14 protein-coding genes are annotated in these 13,540 nt (G+C 57.1%); 7 read left to right on the top strand and 7 right to left on the bottom strand.

Features of this window, described 5'->3' with window-relative positions:
• Nucleotides 1-5: 5 nt before the first annotated feature.
• Nucleotides 6-590 carry a class I SAM-dependent methyltransferase gene (locus tag R6V78_RS13935; RefSeq protein ID WP_410289976.1) on the bottom strand — a complete coding sequence of 195 codons (585 nt, stop codon included), beginning with the start codon at nt 588-590 and terminating at the stop codon, nt 6-8.
• Between the two features lie 289 nt (nt 591-879).
• Between R6V78_RS13935 and R6V78_RS13930 the strand changes: the two genes are divergently transcribed.
• Both R6V78_RS13930 and mutM read left to right on the top strand, forming a co-directional pair.
• Nucleotides 880-1,401: a tetratricopeptide repeat protein gene (locus R6V78_RS13930; RefSeq protein ID WP_410289975.1), complete on the top strand. Its 522-nt coding sequence runs from the start codon at nt 880-882 to the stop codon at nt 1,399-1,401.
• A 95-nt stretch (nt 1,402-1,496) separates the two neighbouring features.
• The gene (mutM, locus tag R6V78_RS13925) at nt 1,497-2,330 is read left to right on the top strand and encodes a DNA-formamidopyrimidine glycosylase (RefSeq protein ID WP_410289974.1); all 834 of its coding nucleotides are present in this window, start codon (nt 1,497-1,499) and stop codon (nt 2,328-2,330) included.
• A 133-nt stretch (nt 2,331-2,463) separates the two neighbouring features.
• Here the strand turns inward: mutM and R6V78_RS13920 are convergent, their stop codons facing one another.
• Complete coding sequence (locus tag R6V78_RS13920; RefSeq protein ID WP_410289973.1) at nt 2,464-2,715, bottom strand: hypothetical protein; 252 nt, start codon at nt 2,713-2,715, stop codon at nt 2,464-2,466.
• A 366-nt stretch (nt 2,716-3,081) separates the two neighbouring features.
• On the opposite strand from R6V78_RS13920, the gene R6V78_RS13915 reads away from it, so the two are divergent.
• Both R6V78_RS13915 and R6V78_RS13910 read left to right on the top strand, forming a co-directional pair.
• Nucleotides 3,082-4,326, top strand: a complete 1,245-nt coding sequence (locus R6V78_RS13915; protein ID WP_410289972.1) for a beta-ketoacyl-[acyl-carrier-protein] synthase family protein — start codon at nt 3,082-3,084, stop codon at nt 4,324-4,326.
• 5 nt (nt 4,327-4,331) lie between these two features.
• Complete coding sequence (locus R6V78_RS13910; protein ID WP_410289971.1) at nt 4,332-5,567, top strand: beta-ketoacyl-[acyl-carrier-protein] synthase family protein; 1,236 nt, start codon at nt 4,332-4,334, stop codon at nt 5,565-5,567.
• A 22-nt stretch (nt 5,568-5,589) separates the two neighbouring features.
• Here the strand turns inward: R6V78_RS13910 and yeiP are convergent, their stop codons facing one another.
• Nucleotides 5,590-6,162, bottom strand: a complete 573-nt coding sequence (gene yeiP / locus R6V78_RS13905; protein WP_410289970.1) for an elongation factor P-like protein YeiP — start codon at nt 6,160-6,162, stop codon at nt 5,590-5,592.
• A gap of 289 nt (nt 6,163-6,451) precedes the next feature.
• On the opposite strand from yeiP, the gene R6V78_RS13900 reads away from it, so the two are divergent.
• Both R6V78_RS13900 and R6V78_RS13895 read left to right on the top strand, forming a co-directional pair.
• The gene (locus tag R6V78_RS13900) at nt 6,452-6,826 is read left to right on the top strand and encodes a hypothetical protein (RefSeq protein WP_410289969.1); all 375 of its coding nucleotides are present in this window, start codon (nt 6,452-6,454) and stop codon (nt 6,824-6,826) included.
• A 99-nt stretch (nt 6,827-6,925) separates the two neighbouring features.
• Nucleotides 6,926-7,582, top strand: a complete 657-nt coding sequence (locus R6V78_RS13895; RefSeq protein ID WP_410289968.1) for a GntR family transcriptional regulator — start codon at nt 6,926-6,928, stop codon at nt 7,580-7,582.
• 76 nt (nt 7,583-7,658) lie between these two features.
• Here R6V78_RS13895 and R6V78_RS13890 read toward each other — a convergent pair whose 3' ends face one another.
• From R6V78_RS13890 to R6V78_RS13875, 4 genes are all read right to left on the bottom strand, one after another.
• The gene (locus R6V78_RS13890) at nt 7,659-8,669 is read right to left on the bottom strand and encodes a GNAT family N-acetyltransferase (RefSeq protein ID WP_410289967.1); all 1,011 of its coding nucleotides are present in this window, start codon (nt 8,667-8,669) and stop codon (nt 7,659-7,661) included.
• A gap of 35 nt (nt 8,670-8,704) precedes the next feature.
• The gene (gene purB / locus R6V78_RS13885; protein ID WP_410289966.1) at nt 8,705-10,057 is read right to left on the bottom strand and encodes an adenylosuccinate lyase; all 1,353 of its coding nucleotides are present in this window, start codon (nt 10,055-10,057) and stop codon (nt 8,705-8,707) included.
• Between the two features lie 101 nt (nt 10,058-10,158).
• Entirely contained in the window at nt 10,159-12,357 is a 2,199-nt protein-coding gene (locus tag R6V78_RS13880; protein WP_410289965.1) for an ATP-dependent RecD-like DNA helicase, read from the bottom strand.
• A gap of 6 nt (nt 12,358-12,363) precedes the next feature.
• Entirely contained in the window at nt 12,364-12,495 is a 132-nt protein-coding gene (locus R6V78_RS13875) for a hypothetical protein (protein WP_410289964.1), read from the bottom strand.
• A 121-nt stretch (nt 12,496-12,616) separates the two neighbouring features.
• Between R6V78_RS13875 and R6V78_RS13870 the strand changes: the two genes are divergently transcribed.
• Nucleotides 12,617-13,474 (top strand): class I SAM-dependent methyltransferase, encoded by an 858-nt coding sequence (locus R6V78_RS13870; protein WP_410289963.1) that lies wholly within the window; start codon nt 12,617-12,619, stop codon nt 13,472-13,474.
• Nucleotides 13,475-13,540: the final 66 nt, after the last annotated feature.

Below are 13,540 nucleotides of genomic sequence, written 5' to 3'. Positions count from 1 at the left end.
GGTGGTCAATTGGATTTTGCATCTGGAAATCGGACCTCGACCTCCCCGATGGAACTAGCCTGTCTGATCGCAACAAGGGACGCGGTTTGATCATACTTTTCCGAGTGGTTTGCCTTTTTCTCTTCGTAATACACAATGCGGAAAGCTTGAAAAACGCCAAGCAATTCATTTGGTTTCAGACAATACTCATCTTTTTTGCCATCCATGAATGATTCAAAGATCAGCACACCGCCAGGTTTGAGCCCCTCCTGAATCATTGGAAACAGGCGCCTGTCTAAAAACCGGAGGTTAACGATAAGATCATAGCGGTTCCGCGGGATGTTCCATGTATCCAGATCCGCACAGATGACATGGATATCCGGGTTTTTACCTGCCAGGTGATCCGTTGCAACCGTCGATATGTCCACCGCATCCACTGCAAAACCGTTGTCAGCCAAAAAAATACTGTTTCTGCCGTTGCCGCAGGCGATATCCAAAGCATTGCCAACGGGTGCCAGTGTCCAGAATTTCGTCAGGATCAAGGCCGGATCGGTGCTTCCCCGCTTCTTCAGATACCTTGCGTCCCATTTTTTTTTGTCTTTAGCGGTCATGATCCAAAATACACAACTGAGGCGCCGATTTCAACGTAAATACCGGATCCTTTTTCAAGATTCCTTTATCGATACGATGTAATATTTTGTCGATCCGCATTCGGAAAATTGCGCGCCCGAAATTCTTAAATTCGACTGGACCCAACTTCCGCCTTGGACCGCCACCAACCATGCTTATAGTAGTCCCATGGGCCGGTTGCCGTCTTTCGAAGGCGGCACGGTCCCTTTTTGGATCGACAACTCACGTGCATTCGCCTCGATCGGCGAATAGGATTGATAGGAGGTCGCCATGCAAACAAAGACTATTTCCCGGGTCAACCCTTTACCTGTGATTTTGATGCTGACGCTGGCGATGGTTACGGCAGCCGTTTTGTTTGCCGCCGCTGCGGCCATGGCCGCCGGAAGCGCATCCCGTTCCGTATCAAAAACCGACCCATCCCATGACAAACGCCAGAAGGCCAACGCCTATTTCGAGAAGGGCGAGGCCTATCAAGAGCAGGCACAGTACGAAAAGGCAGCCGCACAATATGAAAAAGCGGTCAAGGCCGATGACGGTTATGCCGAGGCTTACAGCAACCTGGGGTTCTGCTACCGCAAGCAGGGTCAGTTCGATCGGGCGATAAGCACCTATAAGCGGGCCATAGATTTAAAACCGGATCTGGCCGAAGCCCATGAATATATCGGCGAGGCCTATGCCGAAATGTCCAGATTCGACCTGGCCGAGCAGCATCTGCAAATCTTGAAAGATCTGGGCGCCGAAGAAGCGGTGGAGTTGGAAACATTCATTCAAAAGCAAAGATCCAAATCCTGAGGCGGGGGAGAAACGGATTGTTGCAATCACCGGTCGGATCAGGCGTGGCGAATCACCCCTGAAGTCATCAACACGAACCGATATGAGGTTTGGGCATGCCCGAGCTGCCCGAGGTTCAGACCGTAGTAAACAACCTGAACCAACACAACATGGTTGGATGCGCCATCACCGGCGCCCGGGTCAGCTGGCCCAGAACCATTACCGGTTTGAGCCCTTCCCGGTTTCAAAAACAGCTCACGGGCTGCCGGATCCGGCAGATCACGCGCAGGGGCAAATACATTGTTTTTCACCTGTCCCGCGGCCTGACCATGCTGATACACCTGCGAATGACCGGGCGGCTTAACTGGGTCGCCTCGGGAAGTCCTGTCAACATCCATGAGCATGTGGTCCTGGAAGTGGAAAAAACCGGCGAACTGCGCTTCCAGGATACGCGCAAGTTCGGCCGTATTTTCCTGACCGGGACACCCGAGACGATCCTGGGCCGACTGGGGCCTGAGCCGTTGGCAGCGGATTTCACCAGCCAGCGCTTACTCAGGATGCTGCAGGTCCGGCGACGCCAGATCAAACCGCTGTTGCTGGATCAGAGCTTCCTGGCCGGAATGGGCAACATCTACGTTGATGAAGCCCTCTGGGGGGCGAGGATCCACCCGCAACGCTTGAGCAGTTCACTGTCAGGCGGGGATGCCAAGGCGCTGCATCAGGCGATTTTGCATGTTCTGAAGGAGGGAATTAAAAACATGGGCACCTCTCTGGGCAACGGCAAAGGCAACTTCTATTCGGTGGGCAGCCGGCCGGGCCGCAACGCGGATCAACTCAAGGTATTCCGGCGCACCGGCAAAGCCTGCCCGCGCTGCAACGCGCCCATCGAACGCATCATCGTGGCCCAGCGCAGCAGTCACCTATGTCCCGCCTGCCAGAAAGCGCCATAGTGGTTCCCGGCATCTGGTGGCAGGGGGCGGCCAACTGCCAGCGGTTTCAAGGCGTGATTCAATCCTCCGCACGAAAATCGCCGCGAAATGCGCTCGCTGTCGTGGTTCGCAATGACGCTGCAGGGGAAACCGATCAGTTGAGCAGGAGTGCGGCAGCAATGAGGAGCAGCAGGCCCAGGCATAAGTAGGTCAATCGCTTTTTCGTTACCATGGGAGTGGCTGGCTGAGCGGATTGCCCCTTCTGCTTGAAAGCACGAATCCGTTCTATTTTTTGCCTTTCCCGCATGCTTTCCAAATGCCTGATTTCGGCGCCCCGCCTCTCATGCGGACCGCTTCTGCGTTCGTCAGAGACAAAGACGTGAATCAGGCGCCTGTCGGCTGTCATTCTTCTTTCCATAGACCCTCTCTCTCGCCCGGTGACTGAAACCGCATCAATTTTTGAAAATATTAAGTGAAATCATACCTGTTTTGCTTGTCAACAGCAAACTTCTGTCCTGAGTGGACCCGGTCGGAGCCCGGTCATGGTCCAAACCTGAGCGCCTGTGCGTCACGAGGAATCGAACACCTCTCTAAAATAAGCCCCGCAGGGGATTTTTTCAAGGGCCCTCGGGTTGCCATGGAACAACGGCAGTCTCCCGTTTCTCTGTTTCACCGCCTTGACTTTCCCGGGTGCATCTGCTTAAAATCCGGCCCGCTAACCGAGATCACACCTGATTTTCGCTCGATCCTTGCGCCTTCCAGAACGAGGCCTATGAAACCAGAACATGTCGTTGTCACCGGACGGGGAACCATCAACGCAATTGCCAACAATGCTGACGAGTTCGCCGCCGCCCTGAAAGCCGGCACCTGCGGCATCGGACCGGTGACCCTGTTCGACACCAGCGGTTATCGCACCCATACCGGTGCCCAGGTCAACGATTTCGATCCTCGACGGCATATCCCGGACACCTACTCCCTCAAGCGCATGTCACGCTCGGACTGCATGGCCCTGGCGGCTGTGCTGGAAGCACTGGCAGACGCAGGGTTGATGCCTGTATTAAAGGAAATGGCGGCCTATACCGGGGTGGTGATCGGCGGCGGGGCCGGAGGTATGCTGGAGTGCGAACCGGTTTTTGCCCGCTATCTGGCATACGGGGCCGATCGGTTGCCCGCCACCCCATTTGCAGCCTTTTCCTGCGCTTCAACGGCAGACCATATCGCCACGCATTTAAAACTCATGGGTCCCAAGACCACCTTCATGACCGCCTGCTCCTCCGGTGCCACGGCAATCGGCTACGCCCGTGACCTGATCCGGCAGGGAGCCGCCGAGGTGATGGTCTGCGGTGGAACCGAACCCTTGTGCCGCATCACCTATTCGGCTTTCAACGCCCTTCAGGCTGTAGATCCGGACTTCTGCAAACCCTTTGACCGCAATCGCCGGGGAATGAGTCTGGGCGAAGGTGCGGGGATATTGATTCTGGAATCGCTGACCCACGCCCGACATCGGGGTGCCAGGATTTACGGCGAAGTGCTCGGCTGCGGCATCAGCTGCGATGCCAGCCACATGACGGCCCCGGACCCCAATGCATCCGGCGCCGTGGGTGCCATGACCGCCGCCCTGGCCGATGCCGGCATTTCACGGCAGGATGTGGACTATGTCAATGCCCACGGAACAGCCACGCCGGCCAATGACCTGATGGAGATCCGGGGAATCAAGACCGTATTCGGCAACCGGGCCCAACAGATTCCGGTCAGTTCCACCAAATCCATGATCGGCCATACCCTGGGCGCTGCAGGCGCCATTGAAGCCGTAGCTTGTATCTTGGCCATCGAGCAGGGGTTCATTCCGCCGACCATTCACCATGAGACCCCTGACGAAGCCTGCAACCTGGACGTGGTACCCGGTGTTTCGCGGAAAGCAGCGGTTGATATTGTGCTTTCCAACTCCTTTGCCTTCGGCGGTAACAACACCTCCCTGGTATTGGGAAGGTTCGTACAAAACGGGGGTGGCCGGTGAGGCGGGTGGTGGTTACCGGAATGGGGCTGGTGACCCCCCTGGGCATCGGCCGCGCAGCGTTTGCCAGGAATTTATTCGCTGGTGGCTGCGGCATCCGCGCCATCGAAGGCTTCGACACGGCTGCCTTTAAATCTCATCTGGGGGGCGAAGTGGGCAATTTTTCACCCGCTGATTTCATCGCCCCCCGCACCTTGCGGCGCATGGATCGCCTCTCCCAGATGGTTACCGCCTCGGCATGCATGGCCCTGGACGATGCGGGTGTCGATCTTACTGCTGCGGACCGCAGCCGGTTGGGCGTCGTCATGGGAACAGCCTTCGGCGCCACGGATGTTGCCGCCCAGTTCGCCAGCACCCTTTTTACCGAAGGGCCCCGCCGGGTCAATCCCATCCTGGTGCCCAACACCGTGATGAACGCACCGGCCGGCCACGCCGCCATTGAACTGGGGCTGCGGGGCATCAACACCACACTGAACCACCGGGAGGCCTCAGCGGAATCGGCCATCGCTTATGCGGCAAGCCAGATCCAGCATGGACGTACCGATCTATTGCTGGCCGGCGGCGGGGACATTCTATCGCCTTTCCTTTTCACCGTGCTGGAGCGATTCATGGCCTTGTCTCCCCAGGATGGCGCCCAGGAACAGGCGCGCCCCTTCGACCGGCAGCGCAACGGTCCGGTGGCCGGAGAAGGGGTCGGACTGCTCTGTCTCGAGGCGCTGGAACCGGCCCGGTCGCGCGGGGCAGCCATTATTTGTGAAATCGCCGGCTGGGGCATGAGCAGCGCTCCGGCACCGGCCAACGACTGGCCCGACAATCCGGCCGGACCGCTGCGGGCCCTGCACAGTGCCGCTGCCATGGCCAACGTATGCCCCGATAACATCGACACGGTTTACGCCGCAGCAAGCGGCGGCATCAAATCCGACCGGTTGGAGGCCCAGGCGCTGGAGCAGTTTTTTAAGGGCGATCGAAAACCGGTGGTGACGGCCATCAAAGGTGCCCTGGGAGAAAACTTCGCCTCCGGCGGTTTTCGCGCAGCGGCCATGGCACTTTCCATCCAGGACGGCATCGTGCCCCCGACCCTGGGCCTTAGGTCTCCCATGGTTGCATTGGATGTGGTGCAAACGAAGTCGCGAAAGATGACCGTAAAGCATGGACTGATCAACGCATGCGCATCCGGAGGCACCTTTGCCGCGCTGATATTTGCCAAAATGTCACCTCAGGACAGGACACCCGATCTTCGATGATTCAGGGAGATTGCCGCGCGCGTCAGGTTTTGACCCGGGTCATGTACTGGCCGGTTTCCGTGTTGACGCGGACAACCTCCCCGGCGGTCATGTATTCAGGAACCAGCACGGAAATTCCGTTGGACAGTACGGCGGGCTTGTTGCGGTTGGTAGCCGTGGCGCCCCTGATCACCGGCGCGGTTTCCACGATCGCCAGGTCGATGGTCTGGGGAAGTTCAATACAAAGTGGGTGACCGTCTCTGAGCAGGGTCGTGATGCCCTCCAAGCCGTCGACCAACCATTGGGTCTGCCCTTCGAGCGTCTCCTCGGACAGGGTGTACTGATCGTAGTTTTCACTGTCCATGAAGGTGAACAGGTTCTGGTCCCGGTAAAGGAAACTGACCCGGCGCTTGTCTACCGCCATCTCTTCCAGCACATCGTTTCCCTTGTAGGTCTGATCCAGTTTCTGCCCCGTGATCAGCGAGGCATACCGGACTCGGTAAAGGGTATTGGCCCCCCGTGCCGTCGGGGTGTGAACATCAATCTGCCTGACCTGGTAAGGGTGGTTGTCAATATTGATGATGCGGCCTTTCTGAAGATTGCTCGCTTTTGGCACCGTTGTTCTCCTGTAACGTCATCGTTGCTGAAAATTAAAGGCTGCGGATTGGCTCCAGGGTTAGGATTGCACCTGATCGCTGGAACAGCACCCTTATACCGCCAATCCGGTTTCAGGGCAATACGGTTGACGATGAAATCAGGCGGCACCATGTTATATGCGACCGAATAAACAGGCCTGGCTTTTGGAAAAGCGTTTGCATGGCAACCTGTGGTAAAAAATGGGTGCAAGCCCTTTCCCTGGCAACGAAGCAGTCGAATTTTCACCACCACACCGGTTGAGGACGACATTGAATGACCCTTTGACATTGGGAAACCTGCCCCTGGCCGCGTTGAACCCCACGCAGCAGCGGCACCTGTTCACAAAGATCGACGCTATTTTCGAAAGCGCCATCTATGCCCGATCACCCCAAAAAAGACCGCCGGGCAAAGCGGGACTCAGAGCCGAAAAAGGCTACTACCGCTTGCTCTATCTGGAGAATGACCTGCACGAAAAGGTCGATTCTCCTGCGAGAACGGATCCGGGTGAACCTTCCTATGATTGGGACCACCTGAACGTAATCATGCGGCAACTGGCGGACATCCCCGAGCTTCAATCGGAAATCCTGAACCGTATCGAATCCGCGCTGGAAGAGATTGCAACCCAGCGGCCGACGCTTGATTGACATCCGGTTGAGGATCATAATCGAGATGTGCTATGAATTGCTGGTCATACGGGCATCGGGAGCACGATTAACCGTTAACCGCCGGAAGACTCATTACCCATGAAAAACATTGGCGTGGCCCACGAGAACCTTGACCATCAGGTTTACCTGATCGTCAAGCAGATGATCACTGAGCGCAAGCTGGTCCCCGGTGAAAAAATTCACCAGGAAAAACTGGCCTCCGAGATGGGTATCAGTCGCACGCCGCTGATCAATGCATTGAAGTTTTTAGAGAAGGAAAAGCTGGTCGAAGCCAAACCGCGACGGGGCTTTTTTGTTCGTGCCTTCACGCGGGAGGAGGCGATAAGCATTTTCGAACTCAGAGAGGTTCTCGAAGGCCTTGCCGCCAGACGGGCGGCCGCAGCACTAACAAAAAACAGGCAAAAAAAGCTGCGCGGCTTCTTCAGCCGATTCCCTGAAAAAGGGCCGGTGACCGACAGTCGGGCCTATGCCGAAGCGGATCGACGGTTTCACCTGTACATATCCGAGATCGGGTCGCGTGAATTTTTAAAAAGCATTCTGGAATCCTTCAACATCATCAGCTTTTCCTACCAGCTGGTCTTCGCAGAGGGCTTGGTGCGCCGGCCGGATGAGACCCTGCCCGAGCACCGCGCCATTATCGAAGCCATCTGCAGCGGCGATGGTGACGCGGCCGAGGAAAACATGCGTCGTCACTTTCGCCGGTCCATCCAGCGCCTCACCGCCGAATCACCATAGCCGCCATTTTGTCCAATCCAAAAGGTTTACGGATTCGAAAAACGCAATCCGGATAATTGGGGACCGACCGCCGCACTCAAACCAACGGTGCATCGATTTTACAGAACATGCTCACATCTGGGCTCTGGGCCTGCCGCTCCCGGTATTCAGGACGGCTCTCCCGGACAAACCCCAGTTGCGTGTAAAGGGCTTCCAGGCGGGGATTGTTGGTCAGGGAGATGAAACGCGTGTATCCGTGCGCATGCATCAACGCCATAAAGGATTTCACCATGTGCACGCCCACCCGCTGGTTGCGGAAGCGGGTGGAGATGGCCAGGGCGGCTAGTTCCACGGTCTGCGGGTCGATCAGCTTCTGCTCCACGCAGCCCACCACAATACCGTCGATGGCTGTAATGAAAAACCGGTGCCGGTTATGGTCCAGGTAAGCCTTGGTGCGCGGTTTCAGGAACCCCGAGCGCTTGTACATTTCAAGAATCCGGTGAACGATGGCCACCTCTTCGTCGGTCTGCACCTGGCGGAATTCTTCCTGGAAGTTGTTGGCAATGAGGGTGCCCGCCCCTTCCACAGTGAAAAGTTCGTGTTTGATGGTGTTTTTGCCCGCAGGCAGGATGTGTACGCGGTCACACTGGCCAGCCTCGATCTTCTGACAGATGCACGCCATGGCACCCTTAAAGTTGACGTTGGCGATCAGATCGCCGAAGTCCTCCATCGATTCACGGACCCGACCGGTGGTAATCGCGTTGATTTTGTTACCTTGGTGGTCAATGAGATAGCGGCGCTCCAGAAAAAGAACCTTGAACATGGTTTGCCTGTGATTGAGCACCGCGTCGTAAAAATCGATCTCCGGGGAAATGCGGATAATGCCGGTTGCCGGCAGCCGGTTTTCCAGCTGTTTGATCAGCTTCTGATTGGCGAAGCGGTTGGGCATGTTGTGGATCAGTGTGGTCAGGGCGCCGTGGCGAACCAGAAACTTGATGTCGGCGATGATATCCTGAAAGTGGCCGCGCAGAACACCTTCCCTGCAGGCAATGAAAACCTCCCTGCCGGCAAGGGCGCGCGCGTATTCCTTCAGGTAAAGTTTGGGCATGGGTGCAACAACCGATCACTGTAATTGTTGATGAATCAGAAGTCTTGAATGCCCGTATACGTTTCTGGGGTAATCCTCAACAATTCCTTTTTCACGGCCGGGGCCACATCCAGAGCGTCAATGAAGGTGACAATGGCGGCCCTGTCGATGGCCGCATGGGTGCGGGTGAGGGCCAGCAGGGTTTCGTAAGGTCTGGGATAGCCTTCCCGCCGCAGGATGGTCTGAATGCCTTCGGCCACCACGGCCCAGTTGGCGTTCAGGTCTTTTTTCAATGCGTCCGCGTTGAGAATCAGCTTGTCCAGCCCGCGCCGGATCGATTTGAGGGCAATGAGGGTATGACCCAGCGGAACCCCGATGTTGCGGATCACCGTGGAATCGGTCAGGTCCCGCTGAAGGCGTGAGATGGGCAGTTTGGCCGCCAGATGGGTCAGCACGGCGTTGGCGATCCCCAGATTGCCTTCGGCGTTTTCGAAATCGATGGGATTGACCTTATGGGGCATGGCCGACGAACCGATCTCGCCCGTTGTGATTTTCTGCTTGAAATAGTCCATGGAGATATAGGTCCACAGGTCTTTGCACAGGTCCAGCAAAATCGTGTTGATGCGTTTGACGCCGTCGAAAAAAGCAGCCAGGTGGTCGTAGTGCTCGATCTGGGTGGTCGTACGGGAGCGGTGCAGCCCCAGCTCCTCGTTCACCAGGTGGTTGCCGAAGGCGACCCAGTCGACCTCCGGATAGGCCACGTGGTGGGCGTTGAAATTGCCCGTGGCGCCGCCGAACTTGGCGGCGAAGGGCACGCTTTCGAGCATCGCAATCTGCTGGGTCAACCGTTCCACGAACACATACATCTCCTTGCCCAGCCGGGTAGGGGATGCAGGCTGACCGTGGGTCCGGGCCAGCATGGGCACCAGTTTCCATTCCCGGGCCCTGGCCGTAAGGTCGGCCAGAACGGTTTCCAGCGCCGGCAGCATCACGGCTTGCCAGGCCTCCTTCAGTGAGAGCGGTACGGCCGTGTTGTTGATGTCCTGAGACGTAAGACCGAAGTGGATGAACTCCTTGTGAGGCGAAAGGCCCAGCCGGTCGAAGGTGTCCTTGACGAAATACTCGACGGCCTTGACATCGTGATTGGTGGTCTTTTCGATCTTTTTGACTGTGGCCGCATCCTCCATGGTGAAGCGGCTGCAGACATCCCGCAGCCGCTTGAATACCGCCGGATCGACATCCGCCAGTTGAGGCAGGGGCAGTCGGCACAGGGCGATGAAGTATTCGATCTCCACCCGGACCCGATAGCGGATCAGGGCGCCTTCGCTGAAATAGTCGGACAGGGGGGCGGTGGCCTGCCGGTATCGGCCGTCCACCGGGGAGACGGCGGTCAGGGTGGTCAGTGGCATGGGATCTCCTCGTTGATAGGTATGGTCGGACTTGATTTTGTTCAGGCCGCTTATAAAAAAATGGGCCGCCAATGTCAAATCTCCGCAAATGGAAGGATCGTTCAGCGATCACATGGCCTCAGGCGTTCATCCAGCCGGGTAAATCGTTTTTGGGTTTTAAGGGTGTTCACACCGATGGCCAGTGCCCGCCGGGTGCCCACCAGCACCACCATGCGCCGCCCCCGGGTGACGGCGGTATATATGAGGTTGCGCTGAAGCAGCACGTAGTGCTGGGTCATCACGGGCATGACCACGGCCGGGTACTCCGAGCCCTGAGCCTTGTGCACCGAGACGGCATAGGCCAGAACGATTTCGTCCAGGTCGGAAAATTCGTAGACCACCGCCCGGTCGTCGAAATCAACGATCAACTGTTGCAGATCAGCGGTGATGGCCGTAATCCGGCCGATATCGCCGTTGAACACATCCTTGTCATAATTGTTGCGGATCTGCATCACCTTGTCATGCAGCCGGAATCGTCGGTCGCCCCGTACCACGTGGTCTTCACCGGAATTCAGTACCTCCTGAAGCTGCCGGTTCAGATTTCCCGCCCCCAAAAGCCCCCGGTGCATGGGGGTGAGCACCTGGATGTCGTTGAACGGATCGAACCCCAGTCTGGGCAGCCGTTCGCCGACAATGGTACAAATCGTCGACAGGGCATCTTCCGGAGTTTCGCGCTGAATGAAAAAGAAATCACCGTCAGTTGCATTGTCGGTCACTGGCATCTTGCCGCTGTTGATCCGGTGGGCGTTGATGATGATCCGGCTCCGTTCGGCCTGCCGGAAAATTTTGTTGAGTCGAACGGTTACCACGGCTTGTGAGTCGATGATGTCCTTGAGCACGCTGCCCGGACCCACCGAGGGCAGTTGGTTGACATCACCCACCAGGATCAGGGTGGCAGATGGCGGAACCGCTTTCAACAGGTGATGCATGAGCAGGATGTCGATCATGGAAGCTTCGTCGATGATGAGAAGTTCGCAGGACAACGGGTTGTTCTCAGTTTTCTGAAAGCCGCCCCGGGCCATGGAAAACGCCAGCAGCCGGTGAATGGTTTTGGCCTCGTGCCCGGTGGCCTCGCTCATGCGTTTGGCCGCCCGTCCGGTGGGGGCGGCCAAACGCACGGATGCATTCCTTCGCGAAGCGATCTTCAAAATGGCGTTGATGATGGTTGTTTTTCCGGTGCCCGGCCCTCCGGTAATCACCATGACCTTGCTTTCCAGGGCACTTTTTACCGCCTGCACCTGCATATCCGCCAATCGGATGGAAAGGTGCCCCTGCACCCATGCCAAATCGTCGGCCACATCAACCAGGGAAACCTGGCGAGGCGTCCCGATCAACGTCCGCAGGCGTTGGGCAATGCGGGTCTCACACAGGTGAAACTTGGCCAGGTAAACCGCCCGGCTGCCATCCGGCAGGGTTTCCACAACAATCTGGTCCCTTTTGCCGAGGACCTCCAGTGCGCCGACCAAACTAACGAATTCGGTCCGCAGGATTTCGGCGGTCTTCGCCATCAACTGGGTTTCAGGGTAGTAGACGTGGCCGTCGTCTGCCAACTGGTGAAGCACGTAGAGGATGCCGGCCTCAATTCTCACCGGAGCGTCTTTCTCAAAGCCCAGTTTCTCGGCGATCCGGTCGGCGGTTACAAAGCCGATGCCGAAAATATCGGTGGCCAGTCGGAAGGGGTTTTCCCGCACCACAGCAAGGCAGCGATCGCCATATTGCTTGAAGATTTTTATGGCATAGGCGCAACTGACCCCATGGCTCTGCAGAAAGAGCATCACGCCGCGAATCTCCTTCTGTTCAGCCCAGGCGGTCTGGATCATGGCCGCGCGCTTTATTCCGATTCCCGCTACTTCGGTCAGACGCTGTGAATCGCTGTCAAGAATATCCAGGGTCGCCTTACCGAAAAGATCGACAATGCGTTCGGCAATCTTGGGACCCAGTCCTCGGACCATGCCCGAGCCCAGGTATTTTTTGATTCCGCTGACGGTCGCCGGTACCTGGGTCTGATAATGTACGACCTTGAACTGTTCGCCGAAACGGGGGTGCTGAGTCCACTCCCCCTGCATCTGCAGCACTTCCCCGGGAACAGGTGCCATCAGGCTGCCCACCACGGTCACCAGGCCCGGGCGACCCGACACCCTCACCTGGGCAATGGTAAAACCGCTCTGGTCGTCGCTGTAGGTGATCCGTTCGATCTGACCGGCGATTCGATCCGGATTGACTTCAGGTGCCGGTAAAATGTCGGTATCGGAGACCACCATGGGCAATCACACCCGGTCCGGCAAGCGGATCTCCGACGGGCTGAGCCTATCGGGGGTAAAGCATTCGATGTCGATGCAGACGTCATTGCCCTGCTTGCGAATCCAGCCGGTGGGTTGCACCTGGAAGATCTCGCCCATGGCAGCCTCCTTGTAGATGGGAAAAGTATGCTTGCATACAATCAACTTGCAACCCGATGATCAAGAAATATATTATGGATATGCTTGATTAACCGGTCATGATTGCATACATGTTTCTGCCATGGGCTATATTTTTGACTTTCACGATGCCAAACGCTACGATCAGTGGATGCGTAAGCGCAGGAACCGCTTTGCCGCTGACCTGGAAAGCCGTCTCATGCTGGGAATGCTGGAGCCGGTTGCCGGGGAAACGGTGCTGGACGTTGGCTGCGGCACCGGGGCTTCGATCGCACCCCTGCTGGAAAAGGGGCTCGACGCGACAGGCATCGACCCGTCACCTTACATGCTGGACATTCTGGCTGCAGCTTTTGGAAATCGGGTCTCCCTGTACCGCGGAATCGCCGAAGACCTGCCCTTTGATGACAACTCCTTCAACCATGCCTGCCTCTTTACCAGCCTCGAATTTGTGGATGACCCCAAAAAAGCGCTTTCAGAGGCCTTTCGGGTGGCCAAGGACCGGGTGTTCATCGGCTTTTTGAACCGCTATGCCCTTGCCGGCATCGGCCGGCGCGTCCAGGGAATTTTTACCCCGACCATTTTCAACCGGGCCACCTTCTTCAGTGTTTGGCAAATCAAAAGCATGGTCCGGGAATTGATGGGGCCGGTGCCGGTGTGCTGGCGCACGGTCTGCCAGCTTCCCGTACCTTGGGAGGCCTGGATGAAGCATATCGAAGGCTCTGGCCTGGTCCAGCGGTTCCCCTTCGGTGCCTTTGCCGGCATGGTCGTCACCCTGGTGCCCAGATTCCGCACACGTCCTTTGGCCATCCAATACCAGCCCAAAACTGTCCGCGGCATCACCGCCGGTGCGGCCGGCTGCTCCAGCATGACCCCAACCAACGGTGGGGGCAATTTTTCGCGGCAGTCGGCGGAAATAGGTGAGAACAATTTGACAAAACTGTCAAATAACTGTTTAAATTAAAAAGTTTATGTTTTCGGGTCAAGGGTGCCGATGGCCGCAAAATCAGCACTCCAGGAAAGGATCCCG

This window comes from Desulfosarcina sp., from assembly GCF_046496365.1.
Lineage (GTDB): Bacteria > Desulfobacterota > Desulfobacteria > Desulfobacterales > Desulfosarcinaceae > Desulfosarcina.
Note: the sequence above shows the minus strand (reverse complement) of the source record. Positions and strands in the feature narration are given on the sequence as shown.